We start from the raw sequence: 18,968 nt of genomic DNA, 5'->3' as shown, positions 1-18,968 counted from the left end.
ATGCATCCATTTACCTCATTGGCATTATGGCTTTGGCTAAGTGCTAGTGTGCTTTTTTTATCATTAGGCTTACCACTGCTGATAATCAGCAGTGGTATTTTTATTAGCCTATTAATTTGGAAAGCATCTCGCTGGCGTTGGCGTTTTATTGCTTGGTTGATGATCCCCATGGCAATCGGGTTATGGTTAGTCCATAGTGGCTGGTTAGCTTATTGGTTAACAGGTGAACCTTTAGATACCAGTAAACAGACTATGGCAATAACACTATGGCTAAGATTATTAGCAATAATAAGTGGCGCTCAATTGTGGTTACAACACACATCAACAGAGCAATTTATTAGAGCGTTATTTGCTAGCCGTTTACCTATGAGCCTTTCCTATTTATTAGCAGGACCTTTGTTACTTGTAGAACAATTACGCCAACAATTACACAATATAAGAGAAGCGCAATTAGCACGAGGCGTTCCTCTTGATGGATCATTTTGGCAACGCCTCATCACATTACCGGCTATTATTCTGCCTCTTATTAGTCATATATTAAGTGATTTAACTATTCGAAGTGCAGCATTAGATATGCGAGGATTTCGTATTATTACAAAACGGACAACCTTATATCCCCCAACGGATACGTCACTTCAAACAATGCTTCGCTACTTAATTTTATTGCTTATTTTGGTTGAAGGAGGTATTTGGCTATGGTACTAAATCTTCAACAACTGAGTTTTACTCCCAAAGGTGACGAACAACCCATTTTTGGTCCTATTGATTTGCAGTTAAAACAAGGGGAATGGCTTGTGATTTTAGGGGGTAATGGCAGCGGGAAAAGCCTTCTTGCGCAATTACTAGCAGGTTGGTATCCCGATTTATTAACAGGTTCCGTGCAAGGCTTGGGAATTGTACAAAACATTGCCCTCAATAAAAGTCGATTGGTGTCGCTAGCGCCTGGACGACAGCTCGTTCAACAATCGCCACAATTACAACTTTCAGGATGTGCATTCACCGTAGAGCAAGAAATTGCCTTTGGCCCCGAAAATTTAGGGTTGAGCGATAATGAAATTCGATTTCGAATAAAAGAAGCTATGACATTAACACAATGTGAATACTTACGTTTTCGCCACCCTTCAACCCTTTCTGGCGGTGAGGCTCAACGTGTTGTCATAGCAAGTGCACTTGCTATGCACCCCAAATTATTATTACTTGATGAAGCTTTTAGTCGCTTAACACCCAATGCGACCCAACAATTACAGCAACACATAAAACACTATGCAAAAGAGCATAAATGCAGTGTAGTCATTTTTGAACGCAATTTATTACCTGCAATAAATCTAAGTGAGCAATTTTTATTATTAGAGGCAGGTAAAGTGAAGGCAAAAGGTACTTTAGACTCTATTTTTCCGTTCTTGTTTTCAACGATTAATGCTCCAGATGCATGGCAAGCTTTACATTGGTTAATTGAAAACCATCATTGGAATAAGAATATAGTGAATAATGATAAAGCCTTGCTTAATGCTTTTAAGGAATTTTATGTTACAGCTCAATAATGTGACTTATCGCTGGAGCGATGATGTTCCGCCTTGTATCTCTCAATTATCCTTAACATTAAATCAAGGGGAATGGATAACCTTAGTCGGTGATAATGGTGCAGGTAAATCCACCTTATTACGATTAATTGCAGGGTTATTAGCTCCCAACGAAGGTGATATAACACTCAATAACCAGTCAATTTTTCAACTAAAAGCACAGCAACGCGCTCATTATATTGGGGTATTATTTCAAGAGCCTGAACGACAAATTTTTCATAATACTGTTGAGAAAGAGATCACCTTTGGTTTAAAACAACGTAAATTTCCTAAAGAAGAAATTAAAAAATGTTTAGATGAAACACTGTCGCTTTGTGGTTTAAGTGATGTTGCAGATGTTCATCCTTTAGATTTACATGCAGGCCAGCGTAGAATGGTTGCTGTTGCAAGTTTAAGTATTTTATCACCTCAAATATTATTACTTGATGAACCCACTCGTGATTTCGATGCACATTGGTTAAGCTGTTTTGAGAATTGGCTTCAAGTACAAAAGGTATTAGGTACAACGGTATTGGCGATTAGTCATGATCTTGATTTTACTGCTCGCCATTTTCAGCGTGTTATCCATTTATCTTCAGGTAAATTAATTGCAGATGGTTCCCCTGAAAAAGTGCTAATGAATTCAACACTGCAATCCCTTTCTGATATTCCGGCACCTACGCTATACTCATTAAGCCAGAAACTAAAATTACCAATTAAAAATACACCTATTGAATGGGCGACAATGTTAGTTGAAATGAATAAAAGTTCTAAAATAACCTCATAATAATCTTAAGATTTATCGCTATTATTGTATCTATTTATACGTGATTGGAGATAATTAAATGGAAATTATTCATACTTTATTAGACTCCTTGAGTCATTTATCTCCTATTACCTTATTCTTATCGATTATTTTAATCACAGCTGGAAAATCGACCATCGGTATTTCTTCATTTTTGCCACCTGCTTCTTTAATGTTGATCTTTATTTTTGGTGCCTGTTTACCGCTTTATTCCCCAATATTTCTTTGGTTAGCCACCAGTTGTGGTGCTTTATTAGGTTCAATTTTAAGCTATGAGTTGGGGCGTTCTATTTATCGTTTTCCTCGTCTTAAAATATGGGTTAATCGTTATCAGTCAAAAATTAATCGCACCCAACAGCTATTAAGAAACAAAACTCACTATATTTTGTTTATTTCTCGATTTTTAGCTGTCTTTCGCTATTTAACCCCTTTTAGTGCTGGCTTATTAAAATTACCTGTACCCGGTATTTATATCACCAGTGCCATTTCGGCCTTAGTCTGGTCTGCAATGTTTGTTTTAATTGCAACGGGTGTACTTACTCTTGCTTTGTAAACAGGCAAATTAGTGCTTAATTTTAATCCTTCCATTAATACTAAAAGCGATCTATTTTCTTTTTACATAATCATATTGTTTCAATATCTTCTGAATCCTCCTTTTTTCATTTTATTTTTAATTATCGATAATTAGACTGTTTTTTAGCTTCTTTTATCTTTTCTTCCATACTTTATTGATATTTTCTTTCGCATTTTGTGTCTATCACCATAATTATGATTAAAATTTGCATAATTACTATATTGATCACAATTTGTTATCTTCTTGTTTTAATTTCATTACGCCACATCACAAATTCTTAACAACACTTATTTCTATAAAAGTTGTCATGTTGTATACAAGTTGGTGTGAAACATTCACCTGCGTTTTTATGTACAGGAACAACATCATGAGAATAAGAAAAACAAAGCTTGCCATCGGTATTGTTGCTGTTATTGCTGTTGTCTCATTAGCAATAGCTGGCAAAAAAGAGAATGCGAATAAACAATTTCTCTCTGTAGCAACCGCTTCAACTGGAGGAACGTATTATCCAATGGGAGTGGGATTAGCAAACGTATGGAGTACGCACCTTAAGGATAGAGGCGTTCAAGTAACAGGACAATCCTCGGCAGGCTCGATAGAAAACATCTATTTAATGCAGAAAAATGAAGCTCAACTCTCAATTTTACAAAGTCTTTTAGCTGTAGAAGCTTATGAAGGTGTCCGTAATTTTGAAGGTAAACCAGAAAAAAATCTGCGTTCAATATCTATGTTGTGGCCCAATGTCGAACACTTTGTTTTAATGAATAACAAAGTAAAAACCGGCACATTAGATGATATTCGTGCAACAAGTTTTTCTGTTGGCCCTCAAGCTAGTGGTACAGAACAATCAACGATTATCATTCTTAAAGGTGTTAATTTAACCAAAAAAGATATCACTCCTGAATATCTTGGGTATGGTGACACCGTTTCTGCCATGCGAGATGGCCGTCTTGACGGTGGCGCATTACCTGCCGGTGTTCCAGCCTCAGCCGTCACCGATATGTATGCCAGTGGTGTGAGTGCAAAACTACTCGAAGTCACAGATAAACAACTTGATGATATCAATCATGTGGCAAACTCATGGTTTCGTTTTGAAATACCCGCGAATACTTACCCTCGCCAAACTGAAATAGTCAATACGATAGCTCAACCTAATATCTTAATGGCCACAACCAGTATTGATAATGACTTAGTTTATGAGCTAACAAAAACTATGTTTGAGAACCTTCCTGAGGTTCATCAAGTTCATAGCGCAGCCAAGTACATCACCACAGAAAATGCATTAAAAGGCGTTTCTGTACCATTACATTTAGGGGCTTACCGCTACTACAAAGAAATCGGATTAGAGATCCCTGATTATCTTATTCCACCAGAAGCTCAAACGCAGACTAATAATAAATAACAGGAGTGAGTTATGACTAATAATGACCACCTAACTCCGGTAGAGCCACCAGCATTAGATAAAGAAGCAGGCTCTGGCAGCCGCCAACTTGCCGGCATTTACCTGAAAATCACAACGACTCTTGCAATATTAATTTCACTTTATGCGATTTATTCCAACGCATTATCAAATACTCAAGAGTTTTACCGTAATACTATTTTTCTTAGTGGTATTTTAATTTTAGGCTTTATTCTATTTCCATTCTCTAAGCGTTTTTCCACACCTAAATTTAATGGATGGGATTATCTTTTTATTGCTTTAACATTAATCAGTTATGGCTATTTTTTCTTTAATTACGTTGATCTTCATGTAGTAAGAAAAAGTATTCCAAATACTACCGATTATGTCATGGCTATATTAGGTATTATCGTACTATTTGAAGCAGCAAGAAGAACCACTGGTTATTTTATTCCTGGCCTTGCGACTTTCGCTATTATTTATGCTCTTTTTGGTCAGTATTTTATGGGTATTTTCGGTCATGCCGGATTTTCTGTAGAAAGATTGTTATACCGTTTATTTATGACCAGTGAAGGGATTTTTGGTATTACTCTTTCAACTGCTTCCACCGCTATTGTGGTCTTTATTCTCTTTGGTTCATTCCTGAGTGTCAGTGGTGCTACTGCTTTATTTAACGATTTAGCGCTGGCTATCGCAGGTCGCCGTCGTGGAGGACCAGCTCAAGTTGCTGTTATTTCATCTGCATTAACAGGCTCTTTAAGCGGAAGTGCTGTTGCTAACGTAGCAACAACGGGGACTTTCACCATTCCTTTAATGAAAAGTATTGGATTAACTCCTCGTTTTGCTGGTGCTGTAGAAGCAACCGCATCAACGGGAGGCATGATCATGCCTCCGATTATGGGTGCAGCTGCATTTATTATGGCGGGCTTTTTAGGAATTTCGTATACCACTATTGTTATTGCAGCCATTATTCCAGCACTGTTGTATTACGCCGCGCTAATTATGGCCATTGACATTGAAGCCAAGAAGCAAGGATTAAAAGGGTTAAGCAAAGAAAACATTCCACAAGTTAAAGCTGTATTAAAAGCCCGTGGCTTACTGTTATTACCATTAGTTATTGTAATTGGAACCTTATTAGTAGGTAAAACACCTATTTATGCCGGCTTCTTAGGTATTCTAACCATTATTGTTGCAAGTTGGATAACACCTGACAAAACTGTTCGCATGACTTTAACTAAAGTGGCTGACGCCTTAGCCGAAGCGGCTCGTGGGTCAGTTCAAGTCACTGTAGCATGTGCGGCTATTGGCGTGATTATCTGTGTGGTTACAATGACGGGTATTGGGGCAACATTGGCCTTCAATATCGTCTCAATGACGGATAATACACTATGGATGATCTTATTAGTTGTTATGCTGGTATGCATTGTATTAAGTATGGGGTTACCTTCAACGGCTTTATATATTGTTGTTGCAGTTACAGTGTCACCTATCTTAATTAAAGCTGGAGTTCTGCCTTTAGCGGCTCATTTCTTTGTATTCTGGTTTGGTGCATTATCCAATATTACACCTCCTGTTGCATTAGCCAGCTATACAGCTGCAAGTATTGCAAGAGCAGATCCTATGCAAACATCATGGGATGCAGTGCGACTAGCACTTCCCGGTTTTATTATTCCGTTTATTTTAGTCTATAACCCTGCTTTACTGATGCAAGGTGATAATTTAGGTGTACTTTCTATTGGATTAATGATTATTACTGCATTAGTCGGAATTTATGCACTAAGTATCGCAACAGCAAACTTCTGGATGATTAAAACAACATGGTTTGAGCGTATTGCATTTGCAGCAGCAGCAATTCTAATGATTAAACCGGGCTTATATACCGACCTTTTAGGTGTTGCCTTGATCCTATTAACTGGTGCATTCCATCTATTACGGTCTAAAAAACAGTTAGCTAATATGGGGCATGCATCTGGAGAAAACTAGATGATACAAAAGATCTCACGCCAAAAAGCGTCGCATCAAATTCTTGAGCAGATTAAGCAAAACATTCATAACGGCACCTACCCTGTAGGTGAGAAGTTACCCTCTGAGAATGTCCTTGCTGATGCCTTTGGTGTCAGTCGAGTTCCTATCAGAGAAGCATTAGGTGTCTTAGAGGCCAGTGGTATTGTGACTTCACGCCAAGGAGGCGGTCGCCGTGTAATTGACCATTCTATCCTCAGTAAATATGAACCGATAGTCATGGAAATTGCTTGTCCAAAAGAGGTAGATTCACTGCTTGAGATGCGTGAGGTCATTGAACATGAAGCGGCAGCTATTGCCGCTTTACGCCGAACACCAGAAGAATTACGCGCTATCGAAAATGCCCACGATGCCTTTGTTTTAGCAACAAGACAAAACAAAAGTATTGGTCATGAAGAAGACTATCAATTTCATCGTTCTATTATGGTTGCCGCCCATAATCCTTTTTTTGTCAGGATCTTAGATAATATGCATGAACTTTATCTTGGTGTCTTAATGTATTCATTAAGTCAAAATAAAGGGCGAGAAGCAGAAACAGAGCGTGTTATTGCAGAGCATGAAGCGATTGTTGAAGCAATACGCCAACAAGATCACGATGAAACAAGCCATAAAATGCGTCTTCATTTAACTAATGTACGTGGCAAATTAAAGCGCTTACAACAAGAACCTTGTTAATATAAAATTTATAAAATGGATAAGATTATGACGTATGACGTGATTATTATTGGTGCGGGATTAGTCGGACTAGGGGTTGCAAGTGCGCTACAAGAAAGTCAACCTGAACTAAAACTACTGGTGGTTGATAAAGAATCCGGCCCTGCCGCTCATCAAAGTGGACATAATAGTAATGTTGTTCATTCTGGTATTTATTATACACCAGGGAGCCTTAAAGCAAGGCTGGCTAAACAAGGCAATATCACCACTTATGCGTTTTGCCAACAACATAATCTTTATTACGATCGTTGTGGCAAAGTAATTGTCGCTACCAATGAAAAAGAGCTAAATGCGTTAGAAAATATTTATCAGCGTGGCATTGATAATGGGCTTGAAGTCATCAAAATGACTGAAAGTGAACTAAAAGCAAGAGAGCCTTATGTTAATGGCATTGCTGCATTATTAGTTCCTGATGCAGGGATTGTTAATTATCCTGAAATTGCAGCAAAACACGTTGAAATCATTCAATCTCGTGGCGGTACATTTGCATTCGGACAAGCGGTTACAGCAATTAATGAAACCGATGATAGTGTCACAGTAACGACATCCAATAACCAATTTGCGGGCAAATGGTTGATTAATTGTGCAGGTTTATTTAGTGATCGTATTGCTAAAATGGCAGGTTATGACACGGGTATGAAGATAGTCCCATTCCGCGGTGAATACTTTATGCTTAATGCTAATAAAAACTACTTAGTAAACCATCTAATTTATCCCGTTCCTAACCCTGATTTTCCATTCTTGGGTGTACACTTCACGCGTATGTATAACGGACATCGCGATGTTGGGCCTAATGCGGTCTTAGCATTTAAGCGCGAAGGCTATAAAAAAAGCGATATTAACTTAAAAGATCTCGCTGACGTGCTCACTTATAAAGGCTTTTGGAAAATTGCAGGTAATTATTTAGGTGAAGGAATAGCCGAGCTTCGTCGTTCATATTCACGTAAATTATTTACTGCAAATGCACAAAAATTAATTCCTGATTTACGTGAAGCAGATATTCATCCGGGTCCTGCGGGAGTTCGTGCTCAAGCGTTAACTCGTGAAGGTAAATTAGTAGATGATTTTCATTTTGTGAAAGGTAAACGTTCTTTACATGTGTGTAATGCCCCATCACCCGCTGCAACGGCATCTATTGAAATAGGTAGAGAAATCGTTAAAGAACATTTTTCTTTATAATTAAAAAATATACTGCAAGTAAAAATAATAAATAGCGCTGAAATTAATCAGTGCTTTTTATTTTTATATCACTCACTACATTCTTTTAGCGCTTCATTCATTATCCACTGCTGAAATATTTCCATTGATGCGGTCATTGGTTTTGATTTTAAATACGTTAACCAATACTTACCCATTTCAACTTCTATTTTAAAAGGTTGTATTAGCTGACCACATTCTATTTCTCTTGAAAACATCTTTGCGGGTGCTAATGCAACTCCGCCTTCATAAATCGCACTTTCTACCATTAAACGTGAAGAGTCAAAAACAGAACCTGTGATTTTTATCGGCGATATATCTGCTTTTTCAAACCATTTTGACCATTCATCTTCTCGGTAAGAACGATATAAATTTTCATTTATTAAATCAGATGGATAATGTAGTCGTTCTGCTGTTTTTGATGAGCACAAGACCGTTAATGGTGCAGAAAATAAAGCTTTATTATGAGTTAGAGGCCATAACCCTTCGCCAAATCGAATGGCAAAATCAAGTCCTTCGGTTGCCAAATTAACTACATTATTATTTGTTCTTAAATTCACTTCTATTCTTGGATATTGTTGCTTAAATTCAGCCAATCGAGGTAATAACCAGCCAACAGCAAATGTTCCCACAGTGGCAATCGAAACAACATCACGGTATTCACCTCGTTCAAACTGTTTAAACACCCGTTCAATATCACTAAACGCGGTTGTTAATACCGAAAATAAGATCTGTGCATCATCTGTCATCTCTAAACCACGGGGTAAACGCTTAAAAAGCATCACGCCCAAACGTTCTTCTAGCATCCTCACTTGTTGACTCACCGCGCCTTGGGTGACATAGAGTTCTAATGCAGCTTTGGTGAAATTAAGGTGTCTTGCAGATGCTTCAAAAGCGCGTAGTGCATTGAGGGGAAGATGTGTTCGCATAATATTCTTAGCCATTAGATTTTCTATAAGCTAAGGTGATTTATTATCGATTGTCAATAAATCAATTAAATAGGATATTGCACCTGATAAATAAACAACGTCATCTCCTGTCGATAACTGTCTATTTATATTGAATTTTCTTTATTAAATTAATATGAGTATCAATTTCTATGTTTAAAACAACATGTCGTCAAACAGCAGTGATCGCAGTTTCATTACTATCTCTACTTGCTTCGCCAATGTTATGGGCGAAAACAAATAGCACTATTGAAGAACAATTAACTACACTTGAAAAAAATAGCCAAGGCCGTTTAGGTGTTGCATTAATTAATACTAAAGATAACTCACAAATAACTTATCGTGGTGATGAGCGCTTTGCAATGGCAAGCACCAGTAAAGTCATGGCAGTTGCCGCCATTTTAAAAGAGAGTGAAAAGCAAGCAGGACTGCTTGATAAGAATATAACTATCAAAAAAGCCGATTTAGTCCCTTATAGCCCAATTACAGAAAAATATTTAGCAACCGGAATGACACTGGCTCAATTAAGTGCTGCTACCTTGCAATATAGCGATAATACGGCAATGAATAAAATTCTAGATTATTTAGGAGGGCCTTCTAGCGTTACTCAATTTGCACGTTCAATTAATGATGTGACTTATCGCCTAGATCGTAAAGAGCCTGAATTAAATACAGCCATTCATGGTGATCCTCGCGATACGACCTCTCCAATTGCTATGGCTAAAAGCCTTCAAGCATTGACATTAGGTGACGCGTTAGGTCAATCTCAACGCCAACAACTTGTCACTTGGTTAAAAGGTAATACAACAGGCGATCACAGTATTAAAGCGGGTTTACCAAAAAACTGGATTGTTGGAGATAAAACCGGTAGTGGTGACTATGGTACAACTAATGATATAGCCGTTATTTGGCCTGAAAACCATGCACCATTAATTTTAGTCGTCTATTTCACACAACAAGAACAAGATGCAAAATACCGTAAAGATATTATTGCTAAAGCTACTGAAATTGTAACAAAAGAATTTTCCAATTCATCTCGAAAAAATTAATTTTTTATTGACAATCTAAATAAGAAAATAAATATAGTAATAGAGCTATTTATTGGTTCTATTACTACAAGTGCACGCAAAATAATATAAATAACTTACAGATAAATAATTAAACAGTAATAAACAAGCCTAATATACTGACTCTTATTAAATGGATTTATTTTAAGGAAGTAAGGTGTCCGATCTTTTTGAATTGATTGGTGAATTATTACCCTGCGCGGGTCAAATAACTCTCACGCAGATCAGACTTTGTATCGTTGTTCTAACCATTATCATGCTAATTATTGTCCCTTTATACACTTGGTCATTTGATCTCTATTTTATTAGTACATTATTATTTATCTGTATGTTGCTTTATACACCAGAAATATATCAGTTTCTTAAAAGCTGAATAGTTTAATTTATGGCAATAAAAAAGCCTCTGTTGAAATTTAACTAGAGGCTTTCTCTACTAAACATGTCTGTGATAATTTAAAATCAAATAGCTCTAAATATTTAGAAAATTAAAGTGGTAAAGCAAAACTCACTTTTACCGTTTCCATGGGTACTTCTGTTTTTATACTTTGGATGCTTGGAATTTGTGTTAAATAATCGGCATGAAAACGACGATATGTTGCTAAATCTTTAGTCACGATCCGAATTAACGCATCACACTCGCCGGCCATTAAATGGCACTCAACCACTTCAGGTAACACTTTGATAGCCTTTACAAATTCTTCTATAGTTTCTGCATCCTGAGCTCTAAACCAAATTCTTGCGAATAAAGATAAACCGGCATCAACCATACTGCCATCTAATACAGCAACATAACGCGTGATCACTCCCGATTCTTCAAGTAAACGCACTCGGCGAAGACAAGGAGACGGTGAGAGCCCAACTTCTTTTGCTAGCTCAATATTTTGGATTTTGCCATCACGCTGAAGCACCTGCAAAATATGTTTATCTATCTTATCTAATTTTATTGACATCAAAGATTAACCTTAATTCTATTTGTGGAATTTTATTGCCAATTAATTCTTTTTGTTAGCAACAAAGCAACCCGATTTTTTCGAAAACATCATATAATCTTTCCGCTAAATTTCACAGCAAAAACAATGTTTCTCTTAATCTATCTCTATCAGGTAAAAAGATGGAATTTAACACTTTATTATTATTCGCACTGACTGTTCTACCGCTTATCTGTACACCTGGACCTGATATTCTTTTTATCTCATCCCAAGGGTTATCAGGAGGAATGAAATCAGCATGGATTGCTAATTCAGGCGTGATATCTGGTTACATAGCTCATGCGTTACTGAGTGCTTTGGGGCTTGCAACCTTGGTATCTACATTTCCCATTTTATTTCACTTACTCAAATGGATCGGTGTTTTTTATATCAGTTATCTTGCCCTTAAAATGTTGATATCAGCCTGCAAAAAAGGAAAGTTAGTCCTTGATACCACTAAAACCTCATCTCTATTTCGTAAAGGTTTTTTAACCAGTTTCCTTAATCCTAAAGGCTTATTAGTTTATCTCGCTATTTTACCAAATTTTATTGATAATCATAATGATGTCACAACACAATCATTGCTGTTATCTGGGATATTTATCACGACTTGCTTAATTATTTATGGCCTTCTTGGTAGCTTCTTTGCTTATATCGGCTTAAAAGGTGGTTTAAGTGATAAACGTCGTCGCTATAATGATGGCATTGCCGGTGGATTACTCACTTTTGCTGCCATTAATCTGGCTTTTAATTAGCCATAATCCTAAGCATCATTTATTATTTCAGTCAGTATTTGACCACAAAAACACCTTTATTTTAGTGGTCGAATATCTGCCCATAATAATTGGCAATTTGCCGTTAACGGTCTTATTTCACCCTCACGAATATCTGGTAACCACCATGCACCTTGCCCTTTTGATAAATGCTGACAAGTAGCACCGGTTAAAGTCCATTCACCTTGCGTTATATAAATAAGTCCCGCGTGAGAACTTGGTAATATAAGTGGTTGTGTCACTAATGTGGTTTCTGCTTTCCAGCATGTTCTGCGTACCATAATATTTAAGCATTTTACGCCCCCTTTAATCAGCTCTGATTTAACATGAATATCGCCTGAAAAATCAAAAGGCTGGTAAGGATCAGTGACAGAGTGGCTCAGAAATCCAGTACTATTTAAATTAAGTCCATTGCCTTCTAATAGCACCATTTGCCGTTCAATATCAGGAAACTGCCCTAATGAGCCATTATCTTCGATAGATGTTAAACACGCTCGCCATGAAAAATCATTATTCACTGGCCAACACACAATTTCTTGGGTTGTGCCTTTGTGATTACTCCATGGAATAAACGGTAACTCTTGTTGATCAAAACAACGTAGCTTCATTGTATCCTCCTGCAATATCTGGCTAGTCAGTCTGATAATGAGGTTAAGAATTAATCATTGGAGATTACCGTTCATAAATCAATATCTAACTTTTAAAAATGTGCGCTAACGTCCGCTATTTACGCCGTAATTTTCTACATCCTTCACCGATAATTTCCATTCCTTTTTCTGTCCGGCTATTCCATTGAAAAGAAGAATTTAAACGAAAGGCATGGTTAAATTGAGAGCTGGTGGAAAACATAGAGCCTGGGGCAATACTGACCCCTCTTTCTAATGCAAAGTGATAAAGCTTATTCGCATCAAATGTTGATTCAAATTCTAACCAGAGAAAATATCCTCCTGTTGGAATATTCACTTTTACATCTTCAGGTAAATGTGTCTGTATGGCTTGCAACATACGATAACGTCTTTGTTCTAATAATAATCTTAATCGACGAAGATGAGTATCATAGCCCCCTTGTGATAGGTAATCCGCAATGGCTTGCTGTGTCGGCATACTCGCAGAAACAGTACTCATCATTTGTAGCTGTTGTATTTTTGTTGCATGTTTACCTGCTGCAACCCAACCAACGCGAAACCCTGGCGCCAAGCATTTAGAAAAAGATGCACAATGTAATACGCTATTCGTTTTATCGAAGCCTTTTACTGGCATCGGCGCCTTTTGACTGTTATAGAGTTCTCCATATACATCATCTTCAATTAACGTTATCTGTTTTTTCGCTAATATTTCCACCAGTCTTATTTTATTTTCATCAGGCATTGTTCCACCTAATGGATTTTGGCAATGACTCATCAACCAACACGCTTTTATATCGTATTGATCCACTACTTTTTCTAGTTCATCTAAACAAATTCCTGTTACAGGATCTGTTCTAATAGCAATGGCTTTTAAACGTAAACGTTCAATAGCTTGCAATGCGCCATAAAATGCAGGTGATTCAATCACAACCCAATCACCCGGTTCGGTTACTGCCTGTAAGCTAAAGCTTAATGATTCCATTGCACCCGCAGTGATCACAATTTCATCTGGAGAGACGTGAATACCTTGCAACGCATAGCGTTGTGCAATGTTACGGCGTAACTTTTCATTTCCTGGTGGTAAGTTAATTACTGAACTTTGAGGTGCTAAATGCCTTGCAGCTGATGCTAATGCACTGCTGAGTTTAGGTTGAATAAATAAACTAGGATCGGGAAATGCTGAACCAAAAGGAATAATCTCGGGATCTTTACATGCTTGGAGCACATTAAAAATGGAGGTGCTAATCTCAACATTTTCACTCATGTGTAGCCCTTTACTGGCTGTCACTTGGCCAAAACGTGTATTACGATGTGCAACGTAATAACCTGATTGTGGTCGTGCGGTTATCCATCCTTGACTTTCTAATAACTGATACGATTGTAAAACAGTCATTAAACTTAAACCTGATTGTTTTACCGTATCCCGCAATGAAGGTAAACGGTCGCCAGATTGCCAGATATTATCTTCAATCTGTTGGCGTATTTGCGCTGCAAGCTGTTCATATCGAGTCATATAAAACTGTTCACCTCAAAACTGTTATAGTCATTTTTAAACTTATTGTCACTATTATAGCTTACTGTCATATGGTCTACTAATCCACACGATTTACCTGCAATTTACATTTACATATCAATAAAACGAGGTTTTTTATGCTTGGGTTAAGTGCCTTCGATTTGGCGCGTATCCAATTTGCGTTCACAGTTTCTTTTCATATTATCTTCCCCGCAATTACTATCGGACTGGCTAGTTTTTTAGCCGTATTGGAAGGTTTATGGTTAAAAACTCGCAATAAGGATTATTTAGCGTTATTCCATTTTTGGTCAAAAATATTCGCTGTTAACTTTGCTATGGGTGTTGTCTCTGGTTTGGTTATGGCCTATCAATTTGGAACTAACTGGAGCTTTTTTTCTGACTTTGCGGGCTCGATTACAGGCCCTTTACTGACTTATGAAGTGCTTACCGCATTCTTCCTAGAAGCTGGATTTTTGGGTGTAATGCTATTTGGTTGGAATAAAGTGGGTGAAAAACTTCACTTTTTCGCAACCTGTATGGTTGCATTAGGTACATTGATGTCAACGTTTTGGATCTTGGCATCAAATAGCTGGATGCAAACACCACAAGGATTCGAAATCATTAATAATCAAGTCGTGCCAGTAGATTGGATTGCGGTTATTTTTAATCCCTCTTTCCCTTATCGTCTCGCTCATATGGGCGTTGCTGCATTTCTTGCTTCTGCCTTCTTTATCGCAGCTTCTGCGGCATGGCACCTCCTTAAAGGCAATAAAACATCAGCAATGAAAAAGATGCTTTCAATGTCTTTGTGGATGATTTTAATTTTAGCACCAATTCAAGCACTCATTGGTGATGTCCATGGTTTAAATACTTTAAAACATCAGCCGGCAAAAATTGCAGCCATTGAAGGGCATTGGGAAAATAAACCGGGTGAAGCAACGCCTCTGATCCTTTTTGGTATGCCGGATATGGATGATGAAGAAACAAAATATAAGATAGAAATTCCTTATCTTGGCAGCATGATCTTAACCCACAGTTTAGAAAAACAGGTTCCTGCATTAAAAGAGTTTCCGAAAGAAGATAGGCCTAACTCACTTATCGTTTTCTGGTCTTTCCGCATTATGGTTGGCCTGGGAATGTTAATGATTTTAGTGGGTGTTTGGGGAACTTGGCTGCGATATAAGAAGAAACTTTATGAATCTAAAGCCTTCTTACGTTTGACTTTTTTAATGGCACCATCAGGTCTTATCGCTATTCTTGCCGGTTGGTTTACAACAGAAGTAGGTCGTCAGCCTTGGGTTGTTTATGGCATACAGCGAACACGAGATGCTGTCTCTGCTCATGGTGAAATGCATATGAGTATAAGCCTGCTGATCTTCTTTGTTGTTTATGGCTCTGTGTTCGGTGTTGGATATGCCTATATGTTAAGACTGATCCGTAAAGGTACTTCGGAGGTTCATCATGGGAATTGATTTACCCGTTATTTGGTTCGTCATCATCGTATTTAGTACATTAATGTATATTGTGATGGACGGTTTCGATCTCGGTATCGGTATGCTCTATCCATTTATTAAAAGTGACCAAGATCGTGACTTAATGATGAATACCGTTGCCCCTGTATGGGATGGTAACGAAACATGGTTAGTCTTGGGAGGTGCTGCATTATTTGGTGCATTTCCGCTTGCTTATGCCGTTATTCTTGATGCATTAGCAATGCCTTTAACTTTAATGCTGGTCGCGCTAATATTCCGTGGTGTTGCCTTTGAATTTCGTTTTAAAGCAGACAACAATCACAAAGGTTTTTGGGATAAATCCTTTATTTTTGGATCAATGCTAGCAACCTTTATGCAAGGAGTTGTCGTTGGTAGCGTTGTTCAAGGTCTGCCTGTTGTTAATCGTACATTTGCAGGTAGTTATTTTGATTGGCTGTCGCCTTTTGCACTCTTTTGTGGTTTTGGCTTAGTTATCGCCTACTCCTTATTAGGATGTGGCTGGCTAATCATGAAAACCGAAGGTCACTTACAGCAAAATTTATACAAAATTGCTAAACCGCTGACACTGATAATGCTTGCTGTGATTGCTGTTGTTAGTGCATGGACACCGCTAGCACAGCCTGCCATTGCTGAACGCTGGTTCACATTACCTAACTTATTCTTCTTTTTACCTGTTCCACTTTTAGTGTTATACAGCTCATGGCTAATTTTGCGCTCAATAAAAAAACAAGGACATTATCTTCCTTTCTTCGGGGCTCTGGCTTTAATTTTCTTAGGTTTTGCAGGATTAGGTATCAGTATTTGGCCTAACATTATACCGCCTGCCGTTAGTTTTGTAGCCGCTTCTGCACCACCAGAAAGCCAAGGATTTATGTTAGTTGGGGCATTGTTTATTATCCCGATTATTCTCGTTTATACGTTCTGGAGTTATTACGTTTTCAGAGGAAAAACCAATTATGAAGAAGGCTATCACTGATCCACAAATACAAAGCAAACCCTCATTATTAAAAAAATGGGGTTGGCTAATTACAATTTGGTTTTGTAGTGTTTTAGCTTTATTTGCGGTTTCTTCTCTTTTTCGATTCTTAATGACGCTTGCGGGAATGAAAGTGAAGTAAAGGCAAAACACACAGCAATATAAAAAGCAGTACCGCACCACGGTAAAAAATAAACACAAAGGGCTGATATTATTTTAGCCCTTTTTTATTTTCTCATAATTAACTAAAATTAAATCAAACGCATTGATAAAATAACTATAAATACATCATTTTTGATTAATAGTAAGGGATAAAATCTTTTTTTATTATGTTATGACGATAAATAAAGATATAAACAATCCTATAAAAAGCCATCTTCACTAGAAATAAAATAGAGTACTTGTTGAATTCAATTTCTAAAGTAATTATGATACCCGCCACTTAGCACTCCACATCAGTATTACTTTAAAAAGACGTATATTGTGTATCATTTAGATCTTTCCTATTTGATTAACTTAAAAATTAAGCTCATATCCCTATAAAATAGAGGGAATGACCATAATGTCTTATTAAAAAATATATTTTGATAATTTAGAATTATCTTAATTGCTAAGAAAGATCACCTAAACTAGGCTTACGTATTGTTGCTACTAAATTAAGGATGAAGTCATGAATTGGTATTTGGAAGTCATTAAAAATAATTACGCTAACTTTTCAGGCCGTGCTCGCAGAAAAGAATATTGGATGTTTACTCTGGTAAATACCATTATCATTACTGTTTTATACGCTATTTTAATGTCATCAATAGATATGAACACTGGTGAAATGAGCTCATTAGGTTCGATTGTGGGTATTATTATCGGTATTTATTCTTTAGCTATTATTGTACCTAGCCTTGCCGTAACTATTCGTCGTTTTCACGATCAAGATAAATCAGGTTGGATGTTCTTACTTGCATTTATTCCTGCTGTTGGTGGATTAATTGTTTTTGTCTTTATGTGCCTAGAAGGAACTAAAGGCGATAACAGATTTGGCCCAGATCCTAAAGCTTAATCTATTGCTTGATGTCATATAAAAATACAGTGAGTATAATATTTTTGAGTTTACTCACTGTATTAATTGAATTTTCTGCCTTTATTACAACTCTCTGAAGCCATCCCTTTCTTTAAAGAAATTAATACCGCTCCATCTCCCACCACATTGTACTTTAGTGTTTTTATTTCCCTCTAAATTATTACCTCAAGCTTATTACACTGATTTTTAAGTTTTTTTCTTTATTATAGTTTGAGCCTAATCACACAATAATAAGTAAAACATACACCTTACTTTACTAAACCAGAGTTAATGTTGATAATGACTATCATTATTAATTGAAAATGATAATATCTACATCGATAAAACAATTAAATGAGTCAGGTAAAAAAACGTGAGTAACCCAAAAATACCTCAAGAAAAAAATATTTATAAACCAGCTCCTCCTCGCCTAGTTCAAGTAAAACATATTACTGACGTCACTCCAGGAATGCGTTGTATTACCTTTACTAGTGATGATTTAGATACTTACCCTGCTGATACTGCGGGCGCACATTTAAAAATATTTTTGCCATTAAAAGGCCAAGTTAAGCCAACAGTACCGGGTTTTTCTGAAAAAGGCCCTAAATGGCCTGAAGGTGAACCAAGATCGATTGTACGTACTTATAGTGTTCGTGCTATTCGCCCTGAGCAAAAAGAGCTAGACATTGAATTTGCTGTTCATGACGATGTCGGTCCTGCTATTCATTTTGCGTTAAATGCTAAGCAAGGCGACTATATTGGGATCACTAATCCAGGCGGCCCTGATCCTTTATTAGCACCAGCGTCACATTACTATATGGCAGCCGACCCAAGTTCATTACCTGCTTTAATGGCTTTAATTGAAACCATGCAGCCTAATGTTCAAGGAAAAGTCGTTATACGAGTAGAAGACGAAACACATCGTCAAGAAATTAAACGTCCTAGTGGCTTAGAAATAATCTGGTTGATTGGCTCAGTTGAAGAACAAACTGAAAACTTAATTAACGAATTTATGTCATGGAAATTACCTGCTGAAGATGTAGCATTTTGGATTGCAGGTGAAGATAAAATTATTCGAGCATTAAGACGTCATATTCGTCGTGATAACGGTTACGATCGCAGCTTAATTTATGCAATTCCTTATTGGCGTTTTGGTTATGACGAAGAAGGTTATCATGCTGAACGTCACCATGTTATGGATAATGAAGACGTGAGCTAAATGATTAATTAAAGATTAAATGTTGGCTGTGCAGGCTGCATATTAACTCCCTCAATAATATG

Annotated in this window: 19 protein-coding genes; 15 read left to right on the top strand and 4 right to left on the bottom strand. The window is 37.1% G+C overall.

The features are described from left to right. The 8 genes from JEP40_RS10910 (at position 1) to lhgO (ending at position 8,252) form a co-directional block, all read left to right on the top strand. Entirely contained in the window at positions 1-705 is a 705-nt protein-coding gene (locus JEP40_RS10910; RefSeq protein ID WP_198623576.1) for an energy-coupling factor transporter transmembrane component T, read from the top strand. After that, a complete protein-coding gene (locus JEP40_RS10905) occupies positions 696-1,541 on the top strand; it encodes an energy-coupling factor ABC transporter ATP-binding protein (protein WP_198623575.1) in 846 nt (281 codons plus the stop codon). Before JEP40_RS10910 ends, JEP40_RS10905 begins: the two co-directional genes overlap by 10 nt. Then, positions 1,525-2,346, top strand: a complete 822-nt coding sequence (locus JEP40_RS10900) for an energy-coupling factor ABC transporter ATP-binding protein (protein ID WP_198623574.1) — start codon at positions 1,525-1,527, stop codon at positions 2,344-2,346. The genes JEP40_RS10905 and JEP40_RS10900 overlap by 17 nt, the downstream gene beginning before the upstream one ends. Positions 2,347-2,404: 58 nt before the next feature. Next, complete coding sequence (locus JEP40_RS10895; protein ID WP_198623573.1) at positions 2,405-2,917, top strand: DedA family protein; 513 nt, start codon at positions 2,405-2,407, stop codon at positions 2,915-2,917. Positions 2,918-3,305: 388 nt separating this feature from the next. After that, the gene (locus JEP40_RS10890) at positions 3,306-4,340 is read left to right on the top strand and encodes a TAXI family TRAP transporter solute-binding subunit (protein WP_198623572.1); all 1,035 of its coding nucleotides are present in this window, start codon (positions 3,306-3,308) and stop codon (positions 4,338-4,340) included. 12 nt (positions 4,341-4,352) lie between these two features. Further along, positions 4,353-6,320, top strand: coding sequence for a TRAP transporter permease (locus JEP40_RS10885; protein ID WP_198623571.1), 1,968 nt, complete (start codon positions 4,353-4,355; stop codon positions 6,318-6,320). Further along, entirely contained in the window at positions 6,321-7,034 is a 714-nt protein-coding gene (locus JEP40_RS10880) for a FadR/GntR family transcriptional regulator (protein WP_198623570.1), read from the top strand. 15 nt (positions 7,035-7,049) lie between these two features. Further along, positions 7,050-8,252 carry an L-2-hydroxyglutarate oxidase gene (gene lhgO / locus JEP40_RS10875; RefSeq protein ID WP_198623569.1) on the top strand — a complete coding sequence of 401 codons (1,203 nt, stop codon included), beginning with the start codon at positions 7,050-7,052 and terminating at the stop codon, positions 8,250-8,252. 68 nt (positions 8,253-8,320) lie between these two features. On the opposite strand, the gene JEP40_RS10870 is transcribed toward lhgO, so the two are convergent. After that, positions 8,321-9,199 (bottom strand): LysR family transcriptional regulator, encoded by an 879-nt coding sequence (locus JEP40_RS10870; protein ID WP_198623632.1) that lies wholly within the window; start codon positions 9,197-9,199, stop codon positions 8,321-8,323. A gap of 170 nt (positions 9,200-9,369) precedes the next feature. On the opposite strand from JEP40_RS10870, the gene bla reads away from it, so the two are divergent. Further along, positions 9,370-10,266: a class A beta-lactamase gene (bla, locus tag JEP40_RS10865; RefSeq protein ID WP_198623568.1), complete on the top strand. Its 897-nt coding sequence runs from the start codon at positions 9,370-9,372 to the stop codon at positions 10,264-10,266. 503 nt (positions 10,267-10,769) lie between these two features. On the opposite strand, the gene JEP40_RS10860 is transcribed toward bla, so the two are convergent. Next, the gene (locus JEP40_RS10860) at positions 10,770-11,234 is read right to left on the bottom strand and encodes an Lrp/AsnC family transcriptional regulator (protein WP_036936508.1); all 465 of its coding nucleotides are present in this window, start codon (positions 11,232-11,234) and stop codon (positions 10,770-10,772) included. 161 nt (positions 11,235-11,395) lie between these two features. Here JEP40_RS10860 and JEP40_RS10855 point away from each other — a divergent pair, with 161 nt between their 5' ends. After that, the gene (locus JEP40_RS10855) at positions 11,396-12,007 is read left to right on the top strand and encodes a LysE family translocator (RefSeq protein ID WP_198623567.1); all 612 of its coding nucleotides are present in this window, start codon (positions 11,396-11,398) and stop codon (positions 12,005-12,007) included. 56 nt (positions 12,008-12,063) lie between these two features. Here the strand turns inward: JEP40_RS10855 and JEP40_RS10850 are convergent, their stop codons facing one another. Together JEP40_RS10850 and JEP40_RS10845 are read right to left on the bottom strand one after the other, a co-directional pair. Further along, positions 12,064-12,633 carry a HutD family protein gene (locus JEP40_RS10850; protein ID WP_198623566.1) on the bottom strand — a complete coding sequence of 190 codons (570 nt, stop codon included), beginning with the start codon at positions 12,631-12,633 and terminating at the stop codon, positions 12,064-12,066. A gap of 115 nt (positions 12,634-12,748) precedes the next feature. Beyond that, positions 12,749-14,164, bottom strand: coding sequence for a PLP-dependent aminotransferase family protein (locus JEP40_RS10845; protein WP_198623565.1), 1,416 nt, complete (start codon positions 14,162-14,164; stop codon positions 12,749-12,751). A gap of 137 nt (positions 14,165-14,301) precedes the next feature. Here JEP40_RS10845 and JEP40_RS10840 point away from each other — a divergent pair, with 137 nt between their 5' ends. From JEP40_RS10840 to JEP40_RS10820, 5 genes are all read left to right on the top strand, one after another. Further along, positions 14,302-15,636 carry a cytochrome ubiquinol oxidase subunit I gene (locus JEP40_RS10840; protein WP_198623564.1) on the top strand — a complete coding sequence of 445 codons (1,335 nt, stop codon included), beginning with the start codon at positions 14,302-14,304 and terminating at the stop codon, positions 15,634-15,636. Then, positions 15,626-16,633, top strand: coding sequence for a cytochrome d ubiquinol oxidase subunit II (gene cydB, locus JEP40_RS10835; protein ID WP_198623563.1), 1,008 nt, complete (start codon positions 15,626-15,628; stop codon positions 16,631-16,633). The genes JEP40_RS10840 and cydB overlap by 11 nt, the downstream gene beginning before the upstream one ends. After that, positions 16,614-16,775: a DUF2474 domain-containing protein gene (locus JEP40_RS10830; protein ID WP_072068259.1), complete on the top strand. Its 162-nt coding sequence runs from the start codon at positions 16,614-16,616 to the stop codon at positions 16,773-16,775. Before cydB ends, JEP40_RS10830 begins: the two co-directional genes overlap by 20 nt. 528 nt (positions 16,776-17,303) lie before the next feature. Next, positions 17,304-17,687 carry a DUF805 domain-containing protein gene (locus tag JEP40_RS10825; protein WP_072068260.1) on the top strand — a complete coding sequence of 128 codons (384 nt, stop codon included), beginning with the start codon at positions 17,304-17,306 and terminating at the stop codon, positions 17,685-17,687. Between the two features lie 373 nt (positions 17,688-18,060). After that, positions 18,061-18,906, top strand: a complete 846-nt coding sequence (locus JEP40_RS10820; RefSeq protein ID WP_198623562.1) for a siderophore-interacting protein — start codon at positions 18,061-18,063, stop codon at positions 18,904-18,906. The last annotated feature ends 62 nt before the right edge of the window (positions 18,907-18,968 follow it).

This window comes from Proteus vulgaris, from assembly GCF_016239305.1.
Classification (GTDB): Bacteria; Pseudomonadota; Gammaproteobacteria; order Enterobacterales; family Enterobacteriaceae; genus Proteus; species Proteus vulgaris_C.
This window is presented reverse-complemented; position numbering and strand designations above follow the sequence as displayed.